The sequence below is a fragment of the Riemerella anatipestifer genome (genome assembly GCF_009663465.1).
In the GTDB taxonomy this organism is placed as follows: Bacteria; Bacteroidota; Bacteroidia; order Flavobacteriales; family Weeksellaceae; genus Riemerella; species Riemerella anatipestifer_C.
On record NZ_QXHU01000003.1, the window covers coordinates 64,844 to 83,596 of the forward strand.

The window sequence follows — 18,753 nt, forward strand, 5'->3', positions numbered from 1 at the left end:
TTTTAACTTGTAGTTAACTTAGTACCTCCTTATAGACTTTCATTAAGTCGGCTGCTATATTTTCATCATTAAATCTTCGCACATAGTCTAATCCCTTTTCAGAACGGCGTTTTCTTTCCGCTTCATTATTCCATAAAAATAGAATTTTGGATTTAATATCTGATATATTCTGCGGATTGATGTAAGTAGAATCTGGACCACCAGCTTCTGGCATACTGCTTATATTACTTGTAATAACAGGAGTGCCTGAATATAAAGCCTCTATAACAGGAATGCCAAAACCTTCAAAAAGGCTGGGATAAATAAATATATCTGCCAACTGATAAATCCCTGCCAGCTCCTCCATAGATACATTTTCTAAAAAATGGACTTCTACTTTGGTTTGAGCTAGTGTTTTATCAACTTCTTTTTGATATTTTGTTTTTCTACCTACTACCACTAAAGGGATACCTGTACCATCTAAAGCCTTAATGACATTGAGTAAATTTTTCCGTTCTTCTATCGTGCCAACATTTAGTAGAAAACGTTTTGGCAACTGATACTTTAAAGCAATTTTAGTAAGTTCGCTGGGGCTTAGTGGGTTCTTAAAAGCTTTATGACAGCCTTGATAAACCACTTTTATCTTCTTTTCCGAAACATTTAGATATTTAATAATATCTCTTTTTGTTTGCTCTGAAATGGCAATGATAACATCTGCCTGTTGAGCTGCTTTTTTAAATTTCCAAAAATGAATTTTCCTGTCAAAGAAAGAATAAAACTGAGGGTAACGCAAGAAAATTAAATCATGAATGGTTACCACTTTTTTAATTGTTTTATCATTCCATATCAAAGGGAGCTCTCCAGAAAGTCCGTGAAAGATATCGGCTTTTAAATTCTGAGCATCAGTTCCCATTTGCCTTTGCCTCGCTAAAAATCCTTTGGATATTTCTTTAAAAGTAACATTGGGTAATGTTAAAATATCTTTTCCTCTTTCACTTATTTTTTCAGCTAAAAGATAGTATTGATATTGCGAAAATTCTGAAGCCAAAATCCTTACCAAATCTCTAGAGTAGTTCCCTAACCCTGAGGTATTATGAAAAAATCTTTTGGCATCGAAGGCTATTTTCATAATGATTATTTTGTTTTTTCAGCTAAAAATTCTTTATAAGTTACAAATGTTTCACCCTTGTTCTTTAACCAAGATACGAAATTATCGAATCTTCTTACCATAGATTCACCTGTATTTTTGGTAGTATAGGACGGTAGTTTGTAACTTTTTTTACTAATATTAGAAAATTCCCAAGGATGGAAATAGATATTAAGATAACCATCTCTTTTTAACGCATAATTAGCCAACAGTTGGTATATAAATATCGGGAAATTATGAAAACTAAGCCAAAACAAAGGTACTCTTAATAAAGAAACAGAGGCTGGTATTTGCCAAACATTTCCCTCTTTAAAGTATGTTTTAGAAAAATGTAAATTATTGTATCTCCCTGGTAAAAAAGTAGGATTGATAGAAGAGTTGTATAAATACCCTGCTTTACTTACTTCTTCCTCTTTAACAGGTTGCATTCTAGGCATTCTTAGTCCTAGCACTTGTGTGTTAAATAAAGAACTAAGATGTTCTTTTGATTTTTTTAAATCTGCATCTTCAAATTTTGAATGATACCAAGTGTGTGAGGCAAGTTCGTGTCCTTCTGATAGTAACTGATGAATTAAATCCTGACTATTTTCTGCGAAAACTACTGTAGAAAAAAAAGTCGCTTTTATTTGATGTTTTCTTAATATTCCCAGTATGTTTTTTAGTCCTTCTTGAGATACTTTTAGCTGCTCCTCAAAAGGGATATCCCCTTGGTATTCTAGGGGCATATCAAATTCTTCTATATCAAATGAGAGTAGAATCATCTAGTTTAAAAGTTTTTTGTTCTAACAATATAAGTGGGACGTTCTTTAACTTGTTTAAAAATCTTCCCTAGATAAATCCCCATTATTCCAAGAATAATAAGCTGAACTCCACCAAAAAAAACCATCGTCATAATTAGAGATGCCCAACCCGAAATTTCCGTATCTGACCAAAATGCATACACCACATAAGGTATATAAATGAGTACCGCTAATATGGAAAAGAAAAACCCTAAATAAGCCGCCAAATAAAGCGGTTTTATACTAAATGATGTTATCCCTGTAAACGCGAAACTAATCATTTTCTTTAGATTGTAGCTGCTCTCTCCTGATAATCTTTCAGCTGCAACAAAACTCACTCCCGTTTGTTTAAACCCAACCCAATTCATCCACCCTCTCAAGAAAAGGTCTTCTTCTTTCACATTTCGGATAATATCAATAACGGAAGCGTCCATTAGTCTGAAATCAGAGCCACCACCTTTAGTTAAATCAATATCCGATATTTTGGATAAAAAGTTATAAAACCATTTGGAAGTTGTTTTTTTGAAAAAAGAAATCTCTTTAGGATAAGCTCTTATGGTATAAACTATATCATAGCCTTTCTCCCATTTTTTTATCATTTCGGGAATTAATTTAGGAGGGTGCTGCATATCCGCATCCATAGAAACAACGGCATTTCCTTTGGCAAAATCCATTCCTGCCTTTACAGCACATTGATGTCCAAAATTCCTTGAAAATTCAATGTATTTAACTTCTTTTATTTCTTCAGAAACTTCCTCTAGAACTCGTTGAGTGCCATCTCTACTCCCATCATTTACGAAGATAATTTCAAAGTCATAATCAGGTATGCCTTCCATCACTTTTTTTATCTCTGCACATATAGGTCTAATGTTATTCTCCTCATTATGTGCTGGTATAACAATAGAAATAGTTTTCATAGAATAAATACAATACTAGGTTAATGAATAATCTTTTTCAAAATCTTTTACCAATAATTCGTAAAGTATTCTAAACCAAACTAAACAACAAGGCAATGCTTTTAGAGAATACTTAATAACATAATCTTCTTTTATAGACCTCGGAAATAAATCTGAAAAGCTAAAACAAGTCAGTACCATTACGAAAAGCATAAGAGCCATTGTGGTAAAGGTTTGTTTTTTTTGTATTACGAACCATATCATTACCCCAGCAACCGCAATAATATAAGTAGGTGATTCTGAGCCAGAACTAAATAAAACTATAAATAAAAGTGTAGAAGCTAATATCATTAGTCTGAAAGCCGTGGCTTTGTATTGTGAAAATCTAATATACGGCAATGCGAAGAGAATAATTCCAGGTACCAAAAATACCAAATTTGATATATTAGGATCTTCAAGAACTCGCCTTACAATCCCCATTAAAGAAAAATCTTGTCTATTTCCTAAAACCTGATTAGATAGATTTTTTCCACTTAAAGACTGATACCAATCTAGGTAAGACTGAAGTCCAAAATGCATATCGGACAGAAGCATAGGCAAAATTAAAAAGAGAATAGAAATGCCTAAAAAGGAAAAGATAAACTTCTTTTTATTCGATATAAAGGGGAAAAATGCCAATCCTGCAATCCCATAAATTTTCACAAAAAAACCAGTCAAAATAGCTACAGATGCGTGTATCTCCTTTTTGTTATCAACATAAATGGCAGACAGTATAAGCAAAGCAGTAAGCCCAACATTAAATTGAAAACTTACCGCTGCTGTAATATATTCCTGTAAACACAACCATGCTAACAATGTTTTTTTATTAGTAGAGATGGGTAACTTAGCGAATGCGTACATCAGCAACCATACATTTGCTAAATTCCACAGAACCATTCCTATCGCATCTGGCATCAACGCAAAAGGCATTATTATCGTACTAAAAAATATTCCGTAATGGTTGCTATCAAAGTAAAGTTCAGGATATTGTGCATATAAATTCTTCTTATCTACTGTATGAAAAAATACATTTTTAAATAGCAAATAATTATTATAAGCCTCTTTCCCGTGAAAATATTTACTAAGTGCAGAAAAAATAGCCGCCAAGGAATAAACCCCAAAAATCACTTTTGGATTATAAAACCATTTTAGCAATTTCACTTTTACAGACATAAAGATTATACCGCTACATTATTCTCTCTCAAAGCATCATTAAGAGAGGTTTTCTTATCTGTTGATTCTTTTCTTTTACCGATAATTAAAGCACAAGGTACTTGATATTCTCCTGCTGGGAATTTCTTGGTAAGACTTCCTGGAATTACTACAGAACGAGCTGGTACACGTCCTTTATATTCAACTGGTTGCTCTCCTGTTACATCTATAATTTTAGTGGAACCTGTTAGTACCACATTAGCACCTAAAACAGCTTCTTTTTCAATATGTACACCTTCTACCACAATACATCTAGACCCTACAAAAACATCGTCTTCTATGATTACAGGGGCCGCTTGTAATGGCTCTAAAACCCCTCCAATACCAACCCCACCACTTAGATGTACATTTTTACCTATCTGGGCACAGCTTCCTACCGTAGCCCAAGTATCTACCATAGTACCACTATCTACATACGCCCCAATATTTACATAAGATGGCATCATAATAACCCCAGATGCTATATAAGCCCCTTCTCTAGCCACCGCGTGAGGCACTACTCTTACCCCTTTTTCAGCGTAGTTTCTTTTCAAAGGCATTTTATCATGGAACTCAAAAGGTCCTACTTCGATAGTTTCCATTTTTTGAATAGGAAAATACATTACTACCGCTTTCTTCACCCATTCGTTTACCTGCCACCCGTTAGTCGTAGGCTCCGCTACACGAAGTTCTCCTGTATCCAGTTTAGCAATAACTTCTCTAATTGCTTTTTGATTTTCTTCATTTTGTAATAAATCTCTATTCTTCCAAAGATTTTCTATTGTTTGTTGTAATGACATATTTGTATTTTATATTTAAAGTATTCTTCTTGCAAATAAAAAGGATCTGTTCCAATAAGCCTCATTGAGAGACGAAATAATAACTCCTTTAGAAGTAGAAGCGTGGATAAATTTAATTTCCCCACTAGCTTCTATAGTATGAACAATACCCACATGAGATACTTTAGTACCTCCCATAGTTGCGAAAAAAACTAAATCTCCTACTTTAATTTCTTTAACAGAAATACTACGACCCTTTAATGCTTGATCTGTTGAACGCCTAGGAAGGGTTTTATTATTTTCTATAAAAACCTTACAAACTAACCCCGAACAATCAAAACCAGACGAACTATTCCCTGCATATTTATAAGGAACACCTAGATATTTTTCTGCTGTTTTAACTATTTTTTTGGCATCTTTAGTAACTACTCCTGAATTTTCTGAAGATAATGTTTTAGAAGCAACTTTACTAACTTTGGCTTTAGCCACTGGCCTCCTGGCAGTCTCACAACTTACCAATAATATAGAAAGTAACATTACCCCAATAAATTGCTTCATCACATTTTAAATTTGCTTCAAAAATACAAAAAAATAGACTAATCTAAACCCGTTTTTATGAATACTAATAGAAACAATCTATATTCATCATGTATATCGAAAATTTAATAACCTGAGTTTGATTACTAGTATTTGCACTTCCATCAACTTAAATACTATCAAGTTTAAAGACATTAGCTTAATAAAATAAGATACAGGTAGTGCTAATAAAATTAATTACCGCCCCAGTATATAGATAGTATGAAGGCAGCAGGCTTTGAAAAAGCGAAGTAAACCGCCCTATCTATAAGCCTTTAAAAAACTACCGCAGGTTTCTCTTGAAACCTGCGGTAGTTTTGTATAAAACCTGCTGTGGTTTTGGGTAAAACTTGCGGTAGTTTTTGGTGAAACCTGCGCAGGTTTTTTAGCCTACTTAACCTATCTTCGGAAAGTCCCTAGCCATAGGCGTAACAGAACCTCGCTAGTTCAGACAATAGGGCTTTTTTAACGAATGGACGCCCCATTTTCTTAACGCCTCCGTTTCCTTAGGTCGGGAGTGCAGCGGTTATTATATATGGCAGAGAATACTCGACCTCTAAGCCCGATAGTGCACCCCCTAGTTATAGGCATTACAAAAGGAAACTTCTTTTTGTCTAAAAGGAGGCTTCCTCTTTACCAATTAGAAGCTTCCTTTTAGACAAAATCAAGGCTGGTTTTATACAGAACCAGCCTTGATTTTACACTTATAGTATTAGCCACTAGATACACTCCTTTTTTTCATCATTTCGTTAAAGCCTTAAAAACAGTTGCTATTGGCATCACTAAAAACTCAAAATATAACAAATCTATTTTTTGACCTCAACAAAATTATTTATATTTGGAGGAACAATAATAACACAACTATGAATACAGAAAACCTAAAAATGATAGCTGAAACAGCTCGCGAGTTTGCAGAAAAAAATATCCGTCCACACATTATGGAATGGGACGAAAGCCAAACCTTCCCTGTGGAACTCTTCCACCAGTTAGGAGAAATGGGCTTTATGGGCATTGTAATCCCAGAAGAATACGGAGGCTCTGGGTTATCTTACCACGAGTATGTGGCTATTTTAGATGAAATTTCTCAAGTGGATCCGTCTATTGGGCTTTCTGTAGCGGCACACAACTCTTTATGCACCAACCATATCTACGAGTTTGGTAACGAAGAGCAAAGAAAAAAATGGCTCCCGAAACTCGCTTCTGGTCAAGTTATCGGAGCTTGGGGGCTTACTGAACATAATACAGGTTCTGATGCTGGAGGTATGAATACCACCGCTGTAAAAGACGGCGACGAGTGGGTCATCAATGGAGCTAAAAACTTTATCACTCACGCTATTTCTGGAGATATTGCCGTGGTTATGACAAGAACTGGAGAAAAAAACACCTCTAATAATGCTACTGCTTTTGTTTTGGAAAAAGGTATGCCTGGGTTTAGTTCTGGGAAGAAAGAAAACAAACTAGGTATGAGGGCTTCTGAAACGGCAGAACTTATCTTTGATAATGTTCGTGTTCCAGACTCGCATCGTTTAGGACAAGTAGGCGAAGGGTTCAAACAAGCCCTTAAAATCTTAGATAGCGGAAGAATTTCCATTGCTGCTTTAAGTTTGGGTATCGCTAAAGGAGCTTACAAAGCTGCTTTAAAGTACGCCAAAGAAAGGCATCAATTCGGACAGGCAATTGCCAACTTCCAAGCCATCAATTTTATGCTCGCTGATATGGCAACAGAGATAGATGCAGCCGAACTTCTTATACAAAGAGCCGCTACCCTAAAGAATGCTAAACAAAAAATGACGCGTGAGGGTGCTATGGCAAAACTCTACGCTTCGGAAGCGTGTGTAAGGATATCCAACAATGCATTGCAAATATTTGGAGGTTATGGCTATACCAAAGATTTCCCTGCTGAAAAATATTACAGAGATTCTAAACTGTGTACCATTGGTGAGGGAACTTCCGAAATACAAAAGCTAGTTATCGGTAGAGATATTATTAAATAAAAGAGTATTCAAAAAAGTAACTCTAAAAGCTCTCACCCACACACGTGAGAGCTTTTTTTAACCCTTTTTATTACCTCTCTCTTCTGTTTATTCAAATATAGTTATCTTTGCCTGTTGGTTATTCTTTTAGACCTTAATTTTATCAAATTATGAACATTACTTTTGCAGATTTTGAACTTCCCGAAAAAATACTAGATATTTTAGCCGATTTGGAGCTATTTGAACCTACACCTATCCAACAGAAAAGCTTTAAACCAATACTTTCTGGTAGAGATATTATGGGGATAGCCCAAACAGGTACTGGTAAAACCCTAGCCTACCTATTACCTGTACTCAAAAATTGGAAATACAATAAATCTGGAAACCCTACTGTTTTAGTTTTAGTTCCCACTAGAGAACTTGTAGTTCAGGTAGCTGAAATTTTGGAGAAACTATGTGAAAAACTAAGTACAAGAATTATTGGCGTGTATGGTGGAAAAAACATCAACACCCAAAAGCTACTTTTTGATAACGGTTGTGATATTTTGGTAGGAACACCAGGGCGAGTGATGGATTTAGCCATAGACAACGCTATTTCTTTAAAAGAAGTCCAAAAACTAATTATTGATGAGTTTGATGAGATGCTTAACTTAGGTTTTCGTCCTCAACTCACACACATCTTCGAAATGATGAGAGAAAAGCGGCAAAACATTCTTTTCTCCGCAACAATGACTGATGCTGTTGATGAAATGCTAGATGAATATTTTGCCAATCCGATAGAAATTTCTTTAGCCAAATCAGGGACGCCACTGGAAAAAATACAGCAAATCGCTTTTAAGGTAACTAACTTTAATACTAAAATCAACTTCTTACAGCATCTTCTTGATAAAGATGAATCTATGTCTAAAGTGTTGATATTTTGTAACAATAAAAAACACGCCGACTATCTTTTCACTAAAATAGACGAAATCTACCCCGAAAGTTTTGATGTGATACACTCTAACAAATCTCAAAACTATCGTCTAAGAGCGATGAAAAAATTTGAACAAGAAGAAGTTAGAGGGCTCATCACTACCGATGTAATGGCTAGAGGGCTAGATATATCAGACATCAGCCACGTGATTAATTTTGAAATCCCAGACATTCCAGAGCAATACATTCACCGTATTGGGCGTACAGGTAGGGCGGATAAAGACGGTATTGCACTTTCTTTCATCACAGAAAAAGAAGAAGCCTTATTTCTTGACATTGAAATCTTGATGAAAAAAGAAGTGGAAGTTCAGCCTATGCCTGAGGAAGTTAAAATCAATCCACAAAAAATAGCTTCGGAAAAAGAGGAAGTCAAAATGAAAAATCCTGTGGTGATAAAGCTTAATGAAGGAGGCGGTGCTTTCCACGAAAAGAAAGCCAAAAACAAGAAAGAAAATTGGGGCGGACCTAGTAAAAGAAAACCACCTAAAAAAATTGGAGCTAATAGAGCTCAACAAAAGGCAAAAACCAAAGCTAGAAAAAAGAAATAATATAAAAACTCCCTTGAGAATAGTGTTCTCAAGGGAGTTTTGCTTTTTTAATAAATCACCTCCTAATAGCTTACTCTACGATAAGTTGATATTCTTTTTCTATTGGATTATTTTTTCTCTTCAATTCATTTTGTATTTGCCGACCCATCTCTTTGTAGTCTTGCTCCGTAAACTCCGAGCCGTCCTGTTTATACATTTTCCAATTATGAAGTTTGTAATTAGCGATTGGGTTATTATAATAGCTTTGGACAATGGCTAACCAACGATCTTCCTTAAGCCTTTCTATCTTCCCATCCATTACTGCAGAAGGCTCTACCCACTTAATTTCGTGTTGTTTCTCTATTGAAATCATTTGATATTTAAAATACTCCTCAGTATCCTTTATTTCTAAAATAAGTCCAGGTAACCCTCGAAATACATAAGGTCCAGACTGGATTGGAATTTCATTAGAAAACCAAGCCTCCCAATGCCTACCTCCATAATCTACGGTTGCTCTTTGGCAATGGTAGCCCAAAATGTCCTTCTTTTCTTTACGAATATTCCATTTCAACTGAACGAACTTCGGATATTCATAAATAAAACCGTCAAGATGCTTATAAAATAAAGACTTCCCTAGCTCTGAAGAATTTTTCACAATATCAGAATAACGCGGGGTGATATACTGCTTTTGTTTTGGATTTTGACGGTTGATAGAATCAATAACATAGTATTTCTGATTTAAAAACTCCGATTCCTGACCCTTCTGTAATAATACCATATACTCCCTAATTCCCTCGTGCTTACTATTATATTTCATCTCAAAAGAGTATATCATCTTATAATTCTGTCCAAAACCGTAAATTATAAAACAAAACAAACCGATAAATCTAAGTATTATTTTCATAAAATATTCCTTATAAGAAAAAATAGTAAACTATATCTTACATATCCATTTTGTTGTTTAATAAAGATTTTTCGTTATTATCATAACTACCTTAACAATATTATCTATTCCTTATAACATACTTTATCAAAATCATACTTATCTCAATAACTCATCTTTACGATATTTTTAGCATCTTCGGGCGTGAGTTTGCGGTGTTCTCCCAAACCTAGCCAGTTTCTATCTGTAAATGCTTTTTCTACTTTCTCGGCGGTGCCTTCAAACTGCGAAGTATATTCTGACAACTTGGTTTTAATCCCTATGGAATGGAAGAAAAGCTCCATTTTTTCAATCCCTTTCTGTGCCTTTTCCTCCAAATTCATTTCAGAAGAAATGCCCCAAACCCGTTCGGCATATTGAGCTAATTTTTGCTTCTTAGTTTCAAAATTATAACGGTAATGAGACGGTGCTATAATCGCTAAAGTTCTCGCATGGTCGATACCGAAATAAGCCGTAAGCTCGTGTCCCATAGCGTGTACCGCCCAATCGGTAGCCACACCTAAACGCAACAGTCCATTAAGAGCCATCGTGCAACACCACATATAGTTAGCCGCAGAATCATAATCAAAATCCTTTTGAAGCACCTTAGGAGCCATCTCCTGAAGCGTTACCAAGATACTTTCTGCCATTCGTTCTTGAAGTGTCGCTGCGGTAGGGAAAGTCATATATTGTTCCAAAACATGTGTGTAAGCATCTGCAATACCATTGGCGATTTGATTTTTAGGAATACTTCTTATCACTTCTGGGTCTAGCACCGAAAATTTAGGAAACAAACCATTACCTCCTCCACCGAGTTTTTGTTCGGTTTCTCTTCTAGAAATTACATAGCCCGAATTCATTTCGGAGCCTGTAGCTGGTAGAGTAAGCACAGAACCAAAGCTCAATGCTTCGCCTTCTTCAGGACGAATAGTTTTAGTTAAAATACCCCAAGGCTCACCTTCATACTTAGCTGCCGCAGCCAAGAATTTAGTTCCATCAATAACGGAACCACCACCTACTGCCAGTAGAAAATCAACATTTTCTGATTTGATGACTTTCAATGCTTCCATTAGAACCTCGTATTCTGGATTGGCTGGTATCCCTCCAAATTCCAAAACATTAAAGCCTTTAAGGGCATTTTTAACTTGCTCATACACTCCATTAGACTTAATACTTCCGCCTCCGTAGAGCATCAACACTTTAGCATTTTGAGGAATTTCTTTTGATATTTTTTCTATTTCTCCTTTACCAAAAATAATTTTAGTGGGATTTTTAAATTCAAAGTTAAGCATACATTATTATTTTATACGTTAGACAAAAAAGAGAAACTCTTACTCCTCCTCTTTTTTATATTCATTTCATTTAGCAATATTTCTAGAAATCACTATTTTTTGTATTTCAGATGTTCCTTCATAAATCTGAGTAATTTTAGCATCTCTCATCATTCTTTCCACATGGTATTCTCTCACATAGCCATAACCTCCGTGTATTTGCACGGCTTCTACTGTGGTATCCATAGCCGTTTTAGAAGCAAATAACTTCGCCATAGCTCCACTTTCAGAAATATCTTTACCTTGGTCTTTCTCTGCTGCGGCTTTTAGACAAAGCATTCTAGCTGCCGTAATTTGGGTTGCCATATCCGCCAACTTAAATGCTACCGCTTGATGATTGATAATCTCTGTACCAAAAGCCTTTCTCTCTTTAGCATATTTTAAGGCTAGTTCGTAAGCACCACTAGCTATCCCCAACGCTTGAGAAGCAATACCTATCCTACCACCATTAAGAACTGCCATAGCAAATTTAAACCCAAAGCCATCTTCTCCTATCCTATTTTCTTTAGGCACTTTCACATCGGTAAATAATAGAGAATGGGTATCACTTCCTCTAATGCCCATTTTGTCCTCTTTTGGACCAATTTCAAAACCTTCCCAACCTCTTTCTACAATAAATGCATTGATGCCTTTATGACCTTTTTCTGGGTGTGTCTGTGCAATTACAATATAGTAAGTGGCTGTACTACCGTTGGTAATCCAGTTTTTGGTTCCATTCAGAAGATAATAGTCACCTTTGTCTTCGGCTGTTGTTTTTTGAGAAGTAGCGTCAGAACCTGCTTCTGGCTCAGAAAGTGCGAAAGCCCCAATAACCTTTCCACTTGCCAGTGGTACTAGATATTTTTGTTTTTGTTCTTCGCTAGCATATTTTTCTAACCCTGCACAAACTAAAGAGTTATTTACCGACATAATTACAGCTGCAGAAGCATCTACTTTAGCAATCTCTTCCATAGCCAAAACATAAGATACACTATCCATACCTGCACCTCCGTATTTAGGGTCTACCATCATACCTAGAAACCCTAACTCTCCCATCTTTTTTACCTGTTCTGCTGGAAATTTTTGGTCTTTATCCCTCTCTATAACTTCTGGCAACAATTCGTTTTGAGCAAAATCTCTGGCTGCCTGTTGTATCATTAGTTGTTCTTCCGTCAAATTGAAATCCATAATAATATTTATTATTAAACTGTCTGTAAAAGTAATATTTTAATTAAAACTCTCAAAGAGTATTTTTTGGTTTTTATTAAATAAATATTATATTTGGAAAAATTAAACACAAAAACAAGAAAAGTATGTCAGTAACTAGGTTATTTGATTTCGCTTACAAAGCCATAGAAAATCATCCAAAAGAAGATATGTTAGCCACCAAATATAACGGTGTCTGGCAGAAGACTTCTACACTTAAGTTTATAAATATGGGAAATAAAATTTCTCGTGGTCTTCTCAAATTAGGAATAAAGCCTGAAGATAAAATTTCTTTAATCTCTACTAATAACCGTACAGAATGGGCAGTAATGGATTTAGGAATTTCCCAAATAGGAGCTGTTACTGTGCCTGTATATCCCACTATTTCTGTGGAAGATTATGTTTATATCTTTAATAATGCAGAAATAAAGTATTGTTTTGTTTCAGACGGAGAACTATACCAAAAACTACTAGCGGTACAGCCTAGCGTTCCGTCTTTAGTAGGAATATTTACCTTTGACAAAGTAGAAGGTGCTCCTAACTGGTCAGAGATATTAGATCTAGGAGAAGATGAAACCACTCAAATAGAAGTGGAAGATTTAAAAAAGGGAATTAAAACTGATGATTTAGCTTCAATTATCTATACTTCAGGAACTACAGGACGTCCTAAAGGAGTTATGCTAACCCACCAAAATATCGTATCTAATGTACTAACTTGTACACCTATACTTTCAGAAAAAAAACCTCAAGATACAAATCTAAAGAGCCTTAGCTTTCTTCCCATCTGCCACATCTTTGAACGAATGTTATTTTACTTCTACATCAACAGTGGCATCTCTATCTACTTTGCAGAAAGTATAGATAAAATGGGAGAAAACATCAAAGAAGTTAAGCCTCACTATATGACGGTAGTTCCTAGACTTATAGAAAAAGTGTACGACAAAATCTACGATAAAGGCATAAGTGCAGGCGGTCTTAAAGCTAAAATCTTCTTATGGGCACTAGGGGTTAATAAAGCTAAAAAAGAGATTGGTAAACCTAGTGGGCTTAAAGAAATTATTGCCGACAAACTCGTATTTAAAAAATGGAGAGAAGGCTTGGGAGGAAATATCATCACCCTTATTTCTGGTTCTGCTGCTCTAGCTCCTAGACTTAACCGAATGTTCCAAAATGCAGGTATCAGTATATTAGAAGGTTATGGACTTACAGAAACTTCTCCTGTAATTGCGGTAAACACATTCAATAAAATGAAAGTTGGGACTGTAGGTCCTGTGCTTCCAAATTTAGATGTTAAAATACAAGGAGACGGTGAAATATCAGTAAAAGGTCCTTCGGTTACTAAAGGCTACTACAAAGATGAAGAAAAAACTCAAGAGGCTTTTACAGAAGATGGCTACTTTAAAACTGGAGATATAGGACATATAGATGATGAAGGGTTTTTACACATTACCGATAGAAAGAAGGAAATGTTTAAAACCTCTGGTGGCAAATACATCGCTCCTCAGATGATAGAAAATATGGCAAAAGCCTCCAAATTCATAGAGCAAATAATGGTTGTAGGTGAGGGTGAGAAAATGCCTTGTGCTTTGGTGCAACCAGACTTTCATTTCGCAGTAAATTGGGCAGAGAGACACAACATCAACATCGGCAAAACTCCTGAAGAAATTGCTAAAAATCCTCAATTTAAAGCCCGTATAGAAAAAGAAATTGAATACCTAAATACCAAATTAGGAAACTGGGAAAAAATAAAAAAAATAGAGCTTACACCTGAAATTTGGTCTATCGACAGCGGACTACTTACCCCTACTCTAAAATTGAAAAGAAAAATGATTAAACAAAGATTTATAGAACTGTATAACAATATGTATGGACATACAGAGGAAGAATAATCATTGATTGTAAAATACAATTATAAATAAAATCCTCTGGAAATTATTCTAGAGGATTTTATTTATTGATGATTATTTATTGCCTATTTACTAAACTCACTAATAAAATGTAGCTTCACATTAGGAAACTTCTCTTGCGTCATTGTAATTGTAAATGAAGAATCTGCTAAGAAAACCAACTGATTGTATTTATCTCTAGCTAAAAAGCGTTGTTTTAGCCTTGCAAATTCTTGGAACTCCGCCGACTTCTCATCAGCCTCAACCCAACACGCCTTATGAATGCCTATGGGCTCATAAGAACACTTAGCTCCATACTCGTGTTCTAATCGATATTGGATAACTTCATACTGTAACGCTCCTACTGTACCTATAATTTTTCTTCCGTTCATTTCCAAAGTAAATAGCTGTGCCACACCTTCGTCCATCAGTTGATCTATACCTTTAGCCAGCTGTTTTGCTTTAAGAGGGTCGTTATTATTTATATATCGGAAATGTTCCGGAGAGAAGCTCGGTATGCCTCTAAAGTTAAGTTTTTCTCCAGCCGTTAAAGTATCTCCAATACGGAAGTTACCCGTATCGTGTAAACCTACAATATCTCCTGGATAGCTCTCGTCTACCACTTCTTTTTTATCCGCAAAGAAGGCATTAGGAGAAGAAAACTTCATCTTTTTATTTTCTCTTACCAAAAGATAATTTTCATTTCTTTTAAAAGTACCCGAAACAATCTTCACGAAAGCCAAACGGTCTCTGTGCTTAGGGTCCATATTTGCATGGATTTTAAATACAAACCCTGTAAAGTTTTCCTCCTCTGGTTTTACCACTCTTACATCAGATTCTTTAGGCTGAGGCATTGGAGCTATATCTATAAAGGCATCAAGAAGTTCTCTTACCCCAAAATTATTAAGTGCAGAACCAAAAAATACAGGCTGCTGCTCTCCTTTCATATAAAGCTCTCTATCAAATTCAGGATAAACAGACTCTATAAGTTCCAACTCTTCTCTTAAGGTTTCTGCTGCTTTTGCGCCTATCGCATCGTCTATTGCTTTATCTTGAATATCATCGAAAGTAATGCTCTCGCCTACTTTTTGTTTCTTTTCCTCTAAAAACAGTTGGATATTTTTCTCCCAAATATTATAAATCCCTTGGAACTGAGCTCCCATACCTATTGGCAAAGAAAGAGGCACTACACTAAGTCCTAGCTTCTGCTCAACCTCATCTAGCAAATCAAAGGCATCTTTACCTTCTCTATCCAATTTATTGATGAACACTAGCATTGGGATATTTCTCATACGGCACACCTGAACCAGTTTCTCCGTCTGCTCCTCCACCCCTTTAGCTACATCTATCACAACGATTACAGAATCTACCGCTGTAAGAGTTCTATAAGTATCCTCAGCAAAATCTTTATGCGCAGGCGTATCTAGTATGTTTATTTTATGATTCCTATATTCAAATGCTAGTACCGAAGTCGCTACCGATATACCTCTCTGGCGTTCTATTTCCATAAAATCCGAAGTAGCTCCTTTCTTTATTTTGTTTGATTTTACGGCTCCAGCTTCTTGTATCGCCCCTCCAAATAAAAGTAGTTTCTCGGTAAGTGTGGTTTTACCAGCATCAGGGTGAGAGATAATCCCGAAGGTTTTTCTTTTTGCAATTTCTTTTTCTAAAGACATTAGTAAACTGTTTTTTGAGACTGCAAAAATCGGTATAATTTTTCGATTAGAAAAACGCCTCTCTCAATTTAGTCTTTTAATCTTTCTCCGCAGATTTTACAATATCTGGCATCATCATCATTATTAGAGTTGCCACAGCGTTCGCAATCGTTATTCTTTCTGGTTCGTAATTTCATTTCGGAAGTTACAATTCCTGTAGGAACCGCTATAATGCTATAACCACAAAGCATCAAAATAACCGATAAAAACTTGCCTAAAGGAGTTACAGGCGATATATCCCCATAGCCTACCGTGGTCAATGTAACCACCGCCCAATAGATACAAGTAGGAATATCCACAAAACCGTTTTCGCCTCCTTCTATCACATACATTACAGAGCCCAACAATACCACTATAATGATAATGAATAGCATAAATATGTATATCTTACGAGAACTTTTCCTAAGTGCTTGTACAATGTATTGTCCGTCGTGCATATAATCCATCAAATTAAGTACTCTGAAAACCCTTAACATTCTTAGCAGTCGGATAATCATAAAGAACTTAGTCTGTGGAAAAAACAAACTCAAAAAGAATGGTATTATCGATAAAAAGTCAATAATACCCATAAAACTGAAAATGTAATCCTTTTTATTTCTTACAATTACAATTCTCAAGATATATTCTATCGTAAAGAAGATAGAAATTGTCCATTCTATAGCTAGAAGAAGATAATGATATTCCTTTTCTACTGGTCTTAAACTTTCCGAAACAACAGTAAGTGTACTGATTAGAATAAGGACAAGAAGTACAATATCAAAAAGTTTCCCCAATGGCGTATCTGCACCATAAATAATACGAAATAGCTCTTTCTTCCAACCTTTTTCTGGAACGAGATTATGCTCTTTTTTTATTCTGACTCTATGTATCATAGCCGCTGCGAAAATAACAAATAAATAATAAATTCTTATTTTCGTGGAAAAATAATTCAGTTTTTAAATGAAAATAAAAGAACTAGTAGCAGAACTCAATCGCCTCATTCCCTTTGCACAAGCAGAAAATTTTGACAATGTAGGTCTTCTTTGTGGAAACCCAGAAAGGGAAGTTACAGGCGTTCTTATATCTCACGATACACTAGAACACATTGTAGATGAAGCCATTGAGAAAAACACCAATGTTATTCTATCATTTCACCCCATTATATTCTCTGGCTTAAAAAGTATTACAGGCAAAAACTATGTGGAAAGAAGTGTGATGAAAGCCCTAGAAAACAAAATTGCCATTATTGCCATACACACCGCTCTGGATAACGATTTTATGGGCGTTAATCATAGGATTGGAAAAGAATTAGGATTAAAAAACCTTAAAATTCTAATGCCTAAAAATAATGATTTACAACAACTTTCTGTATATGTACCTAAAGACTACGAAGAAAAAGTAAAAGATGCTCTATTCTCGGCTGGAGCAGGAAGTATTGGCTTTTATAACGAATGTAGTTTTAATATCAAAGGAATAGGCACTTTTAAACCCCAAGAAGGCTCTCAACCATTTATAGGACAGCAAGGCACAAGGGAAAGCGTAGAGGAAACTTTAATCTCCGTTATTTTTGAAAAGTATAAAAAGAACACCATCATTGCAGCAATGAAAGCCGCTCACCCATACGAAGAGGTGGCTTACCAAATTTACAATCTTGAAAACGAAAATCAATATCTAGGCTTAGGTCAATATGGTGAGTTTGAAACCGAAATCTCCGAAGAAGCCTTTTTAAATTTAGTAAAGAAAACTTTTGGATTACAAGTCATTAGACATAGCCAAAAACTCAATAAACCTATCCGAAAAGTAGCAATGCTAGGCGGAAGCGGTGCTGATGGTATTAAAGCCGCACTTGCCAATAAATGTGATGCTTATCTAACAGCCGACCTCAAATACCACGACTTTTTTCAAGCGGAAAACCAATTATTGTTATGTGATATAGGACACTTTGAGTCTGAACAATTTATCATACAACAATTATTTGAACTTTTATCAGAAAATTTTACTAAATTTGCAACCTTGAAAACTACTCAAAGTACTAACCCTGTAAATTACTTTATATAAAGATATGGCTAAGAAAACAAACGACATTTCTGTAGAAGAGAAACTAAGAGCATTGTATGATTTACAATTTATAGACTCTCGTTTAGACGAAATTAGAAATACAAGAGGTGAACTTCCTATTGAAGTAGAAGATTTGGAGATAGAAATAGAAGGTTTAGGAAAAAGAGCCGAGAAGTTTGCTACCGAAATCAAAGAGCAGGAAGTTGAAATAAAAAATAAAAAAGAACTCATCTCTCACGCACAAGGGCTTATAGAGAAATATAAATCTCAACAAGACAATGTGAGAAACAACAAAGAGTTTGAAGCTCTGGCTAAAGAAATAGAATACCAAGAACTAGAAATCCAATTAGCAGAGAAGAAGATTAAAGAGTTTGGTGCTAAAAAAGACCACAAAACAGAAGCTTTAAACAATCTAGAAGCTAAGATTGAAGAGTTACAAAGCCACCTTACTTTCAAAAAGAACGAACTAGAAAGCCTCATCGCAGAAACTCAAAAAGAAGAAGAGTTTTTACTAGAAAAATCTCAAGAGTTCGCAGATAAGATAGACCAAAGACTTCTAGCGTCTTACCAAAGAATTAGAAAAGGGTCTTCTAACGGTCTTGCAGTAGTAGGTATAGAGAGAGGAGCTCCTAAGGGGTCTTACTTTACTATCCCACCACAGAAGCAGATGGAAATTGCCCAAAGAAAAAAGATTATTATAGACGAGCATTCCGGTAAAATCTTAGTAGATGACGATTTGGTGATTGAGGAAACAGAAAAAATGAAGGAAATAATCAAATTCTAAGAAAATAAATCTTATCTATCCGCTCTTTTAGGGCG

Annotated in this window: 16 protein-coding genes; 5 read left to right on the forward strand and 11 right to left on the reverse strand. The window is 35.4% G+C overall.

All coding sequences use genetic code 11. The features are described 5' to 3' along the window. Nucleotides 1–13: 13 nt before the first annotated feature. From D1003_RS04780 to D1003_RS04805, 6 genes are read right to left on the reverse strand one after another with little or no spacing between them, the layout of a single operon-like run. A complete protein-coding gene (locus D1003_RS04780; RefSeq protein ID WP_153935946.1) occupies nt 14–1,108 on the reverse strand; it encodes a glycosyltransferase family 1 protein in 1,095 nt (364 codons plus the stop codon). A gap of 5 nt (nt 1,109–1,113) precedes the next feature. Beyond that, nucleotides 1,114–1,887 (reverse strand): polysaccharide deacetylase family protein, encoded by a 774-nt coding sequence (locus tag D1003_RS04785; protein ID WP_153935947.1) that lies wholly within the window; start codon nt 1,885–1,887, stop codon nt 1,114–1,116. A gap of 5 nt (nt 1,888–1,892) precedes the next feature. Further along, the gene (locus D1003_RS04790; protein WP_153935948.1) at nt 1,893–2,822 is read right to left on the reverse strand and encodes a glycosyltransferase family 2 protein; all 930 of its coding nucleotides are present in this window, start codon (nt 2,820–2,822) and stop codon (nt 1,893–1,895) included. A gap of 15 nt (nt 2,823–2,837) precedes the next feature. Next, nucleotides 2,838–4,013, reverse strand: a complete 1,176-nt coding sequence (locus tag D1003_RS04795) for a glycosyltransferase family 87 protein (RefSeq protein WP_153935949.1) — start codon at nt 4,011–4,013, stop codon at nt 2,838–2,840. A gap of 5 nt (nt 4,014–4,018) precedes the next feature. Next, nucleotides 4,019–4,831 (reverse strand): 2,3,4,5-tetrahydropyridine-2,6-dicarboxylate N-succinyltransferase, encoded by an 813-nt coding sequence (locus tag D1003_RS04800; protein ID WP_153935950.1) that lies wholly within the window; start codon nt 4,829–4,831, stop codon nt 4,019–4,021. Nucleotides 4,832–4,846: 15 nt separating this feature from the next. Further along, complete coding sequence (locus D1003_RS04805; RefSeq protein WP_153935951.1) at nt 4,847–5,368, reverse strand: C40 family peptidase; 522 nt, start codon at nt 5,366–5,368, stop codon at nt 4,847–4,849. A gap of 881 nt (nt 5,369–6,249) precedes the next feature. Between D1003_RS04805 and D1003_RS04810 the strand changes: the two genes are divergently transcribed. Further along, entirely contained in the window at nt 6,250–7,380 is a 1,131-nt protein-coding gene (locus D1003_RS04810) for an acyl-CoA dehydrogenase family protein (RefSeq protein ID WP_153935952.1), read from the forward strand. Nucleotides 7,381–7,529: 149 nt separating this feature from the next. After that, on the forward strand, nt 7,530–8,879 hold the full coding sequence (locus D1003_RS04815) for a DEAD/DEAH box helicase (protein WP_064964675.1): 1,350 nt from the start codon (nt 7,530–7,532) through the stop codon (nt 8,877–8,879). Between the two features lie 70 nt (nt 8,880–8,949). Here D1003_RS04815 and D1003_RS04820 read toward each other — a convergent pair whose 3' ends face one another. The 3 genes from D1003_RS04820 to D1003_RS04830 all read right to left on the reverse strand — a co-directional run bounded on the left by D1003_RS04820 (nt 8,950) and on the right by D1003_RS04830 (nt 12,278). Continuing rightward, entirely contained in the window at nt 8,950–9,762 is an 813-nt protein-coding gene (locus D1003_RS04820) for a GLPGLI family protein (RefSeq protein ID WP_153935953.1), read from the reverse strand. 143 nt (nt 9,763–9,905) lie between these two features. Continuing rightward, entirely contained in the window at nt 9,906–11,072 is a 1,167-nt protein-coding gene (locus D1003_RS04825; RefSeq protein ID WP_079207878.1) for an iron-containing alcohol dehydrogenase, read from the reverse strand. A 66-nt stretch (nt 11,073–11,138) separates the two neighbouring features. Then, nucleotides 11,139–12,278: an acyl-CoA dehydrogenase gene (locus D1003_RS04830; protein WP_153935954.1), complete on the reverse strand. Its 1,140-nt coding sequence runs from the start codon at nt 12,276–12,278 to the stop codon at nt 11,139–11,141. 125 nt (nt 12,279–12,403) lie between these two features. On the opposite strand from D1003_RS04830, the gene D1003_RS04835 reads away from it, so the two are divergent. After that, nucleotides 12,404–14,185, forward strand: coding sequence for a long-chain fatty acid--CoA ligase (locus D1003_RS04835; protein ID WP_153935955.1), 1,782 nt, complete (start codon nt 12,404–12,406; stop codon nt 14,183–14,185). A gap of 83 nt (nt 14,186–14,268) precedes the next feature. Here the strand turns inward: D1003_RS04835 and D1003_RS04840 are convergent, their stop codons facing one another. Both D1003_RS04840 and D1003_RS04845 read right to left on the reverse strand, forming a co-directional pair. Continuing rightward, nucleotides 14,269–15,858 carry a peptide chain release factor 3 gene (locus D1003_RS04840; RefSeq protein ID WP_153935956.1) on the reverse strand — a complete coding sequence of 530 codons (1,590 nt, stop codon included), beginning with the start codon at nt 15,856–15,858 and terminating at the stop codon, nt 14,269–14,271. A gap of 68 nt (nt 15,859–15,926) precedes the next feature. Then, a complete protein-coding gene (locus D1003_RS04845) occupies nt 15,927–16,769 on the reverse strand; it encodes an ion transporter (RefSeq protein WP_014938513.1) in 843 nt (280 codons plus the stop codon). Nucleotides 16,770–16,836: 67 nt separating this feature from the next. On the opposite strand from D1003_RS04845, the gene D1003_RS04850 reads away from it, so the two are divergent. Next, nucleotides 16,837–17,934 carry a Nif3-like dinuclear metal center hexameric protein gene (locus tag D1003_RS04850; protein ID WP_153935957.1) on the forward strand — a complete coding sequence of 366 codons (1,098 nt, stop codon included), beginning with the start codon at nt 16,837–16,839 and terminating at the stop codon, nt 17,932–17,934. A 4-nt stretch (nt 17,935–17,938) separates the two neighbouring features. Beyond that, complete coding sequence (locus D1003_RS04855; protein ID WP_014938511.1) at nt 17,939–18,718, forward strand: zinc ribbon domain-containing protein; 780 nt, start codon at nt 17,939–17,941, stop codon at nt 18,716–18,718. Nucleotides 18,719–18,753 lie beyond the last annotated feature (35 nt).

Bases quoted from the DNA above. Each gene is read 5' to 3' on its own strand.
- D1003_RS04780 (WP_153935946.1), bottom strand. From the start codon at position 1,108: ATGAAAATAGCCTTCGATGCCAAAAGATTTTTTCATAATACCTCAGGG.
- D1003_RS04785 (WP_153935947.1), bottom strand. From the start codon at position 1,887: ATGATTCTACTCTCATTTGATATAGAAGAATTTGATATGCCCCTAGAA.
- D1003_RS04790 (WP_153935948.1), bottom strand. From the start codon at position 2,822: ATGAAAACTATTTCTATTGTTATACCAGCACATAATGAGGAGAATAAC.
- D1003_RS04795 (WP_153935949.1), bottom strand. From the start codon at position 4,013: ATGTCTGTAAAAGTGAAATTGCTAAAATGGTTTTATAATCCAAAAGTG.
- D1003_RS04800 (WP_153935950.1), bottom strand. From the start codon at position 4,831: ATGTCATTACAACAAACAATAGAAAATCTTTGGAAGAATAGAGATTTA.
- D1003_RS04805 (WP_153935951.1), bottom strand. From the start codon at position 5,368: ATGAAGCAATTTATTGGGGTAATGTTACTTTCTATATTATTGGTAAGT.
- D1003_RS04810 (WP_153935952.1), top strand. From the start codon at position 6,250: ATGAATACAGAAAACCTAAAAATGATAGCTGAAACAGCTCGCGAGTTT.
- D1003_RS04815 (WP_064964675.1), top strand. From the start codon at position 7,530: ATGAACATTACTTTTGCAGATTTTGAACTTCCCGAAAAAATACTAGAT.
- D1003_RS04820 (WP_153935953.1), bottom strand. From the start codon at position 9,762: ATGAAAATAATACTTAGATTTATCGGTTTGTTTTGTTTTATAATTTAC.
- D1003_RS04825 (WP_079207878.1), bottom strand. From the start codon at position 11,072: ATGCTTAACTTTGAATTTAAAAATCCCACTAAAATTATTTTTGGTAAA.
- D1003_RS04830 (WP_153935954.1), bottom strand. From the start codon at position 12,278: ATGGATTTCAATTTGACGGAAGAACAACTAATGATACAACAGGCAGCC.
- D1003_RS04835 (WP_153935955.1), top strand. From the start codon at position 12,404: ATGTCAGTAACTAGGTTATTTGATTTCGCTTACAAAGCCATAGAAAAT.
- D1003_RS04840 (WP_153935956.1), bottom strand. From the start codon at position 15,858: ATGTCTTTAGAAAAAGAAATTGCAAAAAGAAAAACCTTCGGGATTATC.
- D1003_RS04845 (WP_014938513.1), bottom strand. From the start codon at position 16,769: ATGATACATAGAGTCAGAATAAAAAAAGAGCATAATCTCGTTCCAGAA.
- D1003_RS04850 (WP_153935957.1), top strand. From the start codon at position 16,837: ATGAAAATAAAAGAACTAGTAGCAGAACTCAATCGCCTCATTCCCTTT.
- D1003_RS04855 (WP_014938511.1), top strand. From the start codon at position 17,939: ATGGCTAAGAAAACAAACGACATTTCTGTAGAAGAGAAACTAAGAGCA.